At 50.1% G+C, this 3381-nt stretch carries 3 protein-coding genes and 4 tRNA genes; all 7 read left to right on the top strand.

Features of this window, described 5'->3' with window-relative positions:
- Positions 1-105: 105 nt before the first annotated feature.
- The 7 genes from murB (at position 106) to ACTZWV_RS19850 (ending at position 3265) form a co-directional block, all read left to right on the top strand.
- Complete coding sequence (gene murB / locus ACTZWV_RS19880; RefSeq protein WP_444788190.1) at positions 106-1116, top strand: UDP-N-acetylmuramate dehydrogenase; 1011 nt, start codon at positions 106-108, stop codon at positions 1114-1116.
- Positions 1113-2096, top strand: coding sequence for a bifunctional biotin--[acetyl-CoA-carboxylase] ligase/biotin operon repressor BirA (birA, locus tag ACTZWV_RS19875; RefSeq protein WP_444788189.1), 984 nt, complete (start codon positions 1113-1115; stop codon positions 2094-2096). Before murB ends, birA begins: the two co-directional genes overlap by 4 nt.
- A gap of 1 nt (position 2097) precedes the next feature.
- Entirely contained in the window at positions 2098-2793 is a 696-nt protein-coding gene (locus ACTZWV_RS19870) for a type III pantothenate kinase (RefSeq protein WP_444788188.1), read from the top strand.
- Positions 2794-2904: 111 nt separating this feature from the next.
- A tRNA-Thr gene (locus ACTZWV_RS19865) sits at positions 2905-2980 on the top strand.
- 5 nt (positions 2981-2985) lie between these two features.
- Positions 2986-3070 (top strand) — tRNA-Tyr (locus ACTZWV_RS19860).
- A gap of 32 nt (positions 3071-3102) precedes the next feature.
- Positions 3103-3177: transfer RNA gene (locus tag ACTZWV_RS19855), tRNA-Gly, on the top strand.
- 12 nt (positions 3178-3189) lie between these two features.
- Positions 3190-3265: transfer RNA gene (locus ACTZWV_RS19850), tRNA-Thr, on the top strand.
- The last annotated feature ends 116 nt before the right edge of the window (positions 3266-3381 follow it).

Here is a 3381-nt window from a genome sequence, read left to right as displayed (position 1 = left end):
GGCTCCCAATTAAGCAAAGCCCGACTCGCAAGAGCCGGGCTTTTTGCTTTGCGCTTCTTCTACCACATCATTACAATAGCGGTATTCGTGTTAACCGGCATGGCTATGCGCACTTTAACTAATATTTCTGCAGTCCCTTATTCTACTTTCCGCTTTAATGCTCAGCTGGCCGCTGTTACCGAGTTTGATTCTGTTGCTGAGCTGGATAACTTTCATTCCGATACAACTCCTGTTGTGCTGGGTGAGGGCAGCAATACCATTTTTATGCAGGATCTTGCGGCACCCATCTGTCGCTTTGTCGCCGATAGCAAAACTGTTACACAATTGGATCCGCAGCATATTTTAGTGCATGTTGAGGCTGGTCATAACTGGCATCAACTGGTCAGCTGGGCAGTTGAGCAGCAGTTGTGGGGTATAGAGAATCTGGCGCTGATCCCGGGGTCCGTTGGGGCAGCGCCGGTGCAAAATATCGGTGCCTACGGCGTTGAGCTGGCAGACAGCTGTTTATACGTGGATTTTTATCACTGGCAACAGCGTAAGGTGCAACGTATTGCTGCAGGTCGCTGCCAGTTTGGCTACCGTGACAGCGTGTTTAAACATGCCCTGGCAGGTAAAGGTATCATCGTAGCGGTGGGTTTGTGCTTGAGTAATCAACCTGCGCCAGTGCTCGGATATAAAGGTTTGGATCATCTGCCGGCTGACGTGGCTATCAGCACTATATTCGAACAGATTATTGCGGTGCGCAGCAGTAAATTACCTGACCCTGCCGTGCTGGCCAATTGTGGCAGCTTCTTTAAAAACCCGGTTATTACCAAACAGCAGTATATTGAACTGAAAGCAAAATATGCTGACATGCCCGGGTTTATCCAGGGTGATGATAGCGTAAAGGTTCCGGCTGCCTGGTTGATAGAGCAGCAAGGCTTCAAAGGTAAATGTTATGGCGATGTGGGGTGCTATAAGCTGCAGCCGCTGGTGGTGGTAAATCACGGTGCAGGTACGCCGGCTCAGTTGGATCAGCTTGTTACTGCTGTGCAGCAGCAGGTGCTGGAAGCTTACGGCATTCAGTTAGAAGCCGAAGTACGTATGTTAAATAGCGCCGGACAGCCGGTCAGATGAGCAAAGCCAGCTTAGTTACCCAGCGCCAACTGCTTAGCGCTTTAAGCGGGGGGGAGTTTCAATCCGGTCAGGTACTGGCAGACACCCTGGGATTAAGCCGGACGGCGGTTGCAAACCATATTAAGCAACTACAACAGCTTGGCTTGGATATCTATAAAGTGAAAGGCCGTGGTTATTGCCTGGCTGAGCCGCTGACGTTATTAGATGCGGCAAAAATAAGTCAGCTACGGCGAAGTGGCAACGCAGACATCCTGGTGCAAAATATTACTGATTCAACCAACAGCCAGTTAATGCAGAAAGTACAGGATGGCTTGGTAGCGCAACCCGGTTATACCTTAGTGGCAGAGGCGCAAACTGCCGGCAGAGGCCGGCGCGGTCGTAACTGGTACTCACCTTTTGCTGCCAGTTTATATTTCTCTATGTACTGGCGGCTGGAGCAGGGGATTCAGGCCGCCATGGGGTTAAGCCTGGTGGTGGCCATTGCCATAGCAAGAATGCTGAAACAGCAGTATCAGGTTGAGGCAAAGGTTAAATGGCCAAATGATGTCTATGTTGATGGTAAAAAGCTGTGCGGTATCCTGGTAGAACTGGCGGGGCAGGCACACGCCGGCTGCGATGTTATTATTGGTATTGGTATGAATATTCGCCTGCCGCAGCAGGCACTGAACAGTATAGATCAGCAGTATATTGATTTGGCCGATGCATCTGGCCAGGTGATTGACCGTAATCTGCTGGTGGCGTTGTTACAGCAACAACTGATTAGCTTGCTTGCGGAGTTTAGCGAAAACGGTTTCGCCGGTTTTGTCGATGAGTTTGACCAGCATAATCAGTACCGTGACAAGGCAGTAAAACTTATCGGCAATACAGAAATAAAAGGCATTTGTCTCGGCGTAGATAAACAAGGTGCCTTATTGATTAAAACGGCCGCAGGTGTGCAAGCGTACTTTGGTGGCGAACTTAGTTTGCGCGCGGGAGATTAGCATGTATTTATTGCTGGATATTGGTAATACCCGCGAAAAGGCCGCGCTGGTCAAGCAGGGCAAAGTAACGGCTTTACCGCAACTGGCGCCTGATAATCTGGCAAAGCTGCCGATTAAAGCTGTGTATTTTGCCAGCGTAGCATCGCAGGAGAAGGTGGCGGTGATTAAGCAGCTACTGGGGCTGGATCATTTACCCTGGCGCCAGGTGCACTCTGATGCGCAGGCCTATGGTGTCCATAGCAGTTATCAGCAACCGCAGACGTTGGGCGTCGACCGTTGGTTGGCGATGTTAGGTGCGCAGTTGTTGTTTCCGGCAAAAAATGTGCTGATCGTTGATGCCGGCACAGCAGTAACGGTCGATTGGCTGGACAAAGATGGCCAGCACGGCGGCGGTTGGATAATCCCCGGCCTGAAAATGCAGCAGCAGGCAGTGGTAAAAAATACGGCAAAAGTATTCAACTCTGAAATGTTTAACGGCCGGCTGGAGCCCGGTACTGATACCGTAACAGGCTTACAAAACGGTTGTTTAGCCGCAGTTTCAGGCGCAGTGCGGTTGGCGTGGCAGCAAACACCCTGTGACAAGCTGTTGCTGACCGGGGGAGACAGTAAATTTCTTAAACCTTATCTGGCTGATTTACCACTGGTGGTGGAACCTTTACTGATTTTCCAGGGATTGGCGCGTTATATTGATATGTAACTGTCAATTTGTGCACTTTATGAACGCTTAGGCAGGAATTTAGTGCTTTTTTGGTTTTTTCTGTTGCACGACCCAGGGCATTCCACTAGAATTCGCACCCACTGACGTAGTGCCGCTTTAGCTCAGTTGGTAGAGCAACTGACTTGTAATCAGTAGGTCATCCGTTCGACTCGGATAAGCGGCACCATTAGTGGAGGGGTTCCCGAGTGGCCAAAGGGATCAGACTGTAAATCTGCCGGCACTGCCTTCGAAGGTTCGAATCCTTCCCCCTCCACCATCTTCGTCAGGAAGAATAGCTACGAGTAGGCCGCGGGCATCGTATAATGGCTATTACCTCAGCCTTCCAAGCTGAAGATGCGGGTTCGATTCCCGCTGCCCGCTCCAATCAAAAACGTTGCTGATATAGCTCAGGCGGTAGAGCGCATCCTTGGTAAGGATGAGGTCCCCAGTTCGATTCTGGGTATCAGCACCATCTTGACACCTCTCTTGCTATCCAAACACTAAACTAATTTAAATAACCGCCGTTTTGCAAAAAGGGTCTATACATGGCTAAGGCTAAATTTGAACGTAATAAACCGCACGTAAACG

It is taken from the genome of Rheinheimera sp. NSM (genome assembly GCF_052380015.1).
Classification (GTDB): domain Bacteria; phylum Pseudomonadota; class Gammaproteobacteria; order Enterobacterales; family Alteromonadaceae; genus Alishewanella.
Note: the sequence above shows the minus strand (reverse complement) of the source record. Positions and strands in the feature narration are given on the sequence as shown.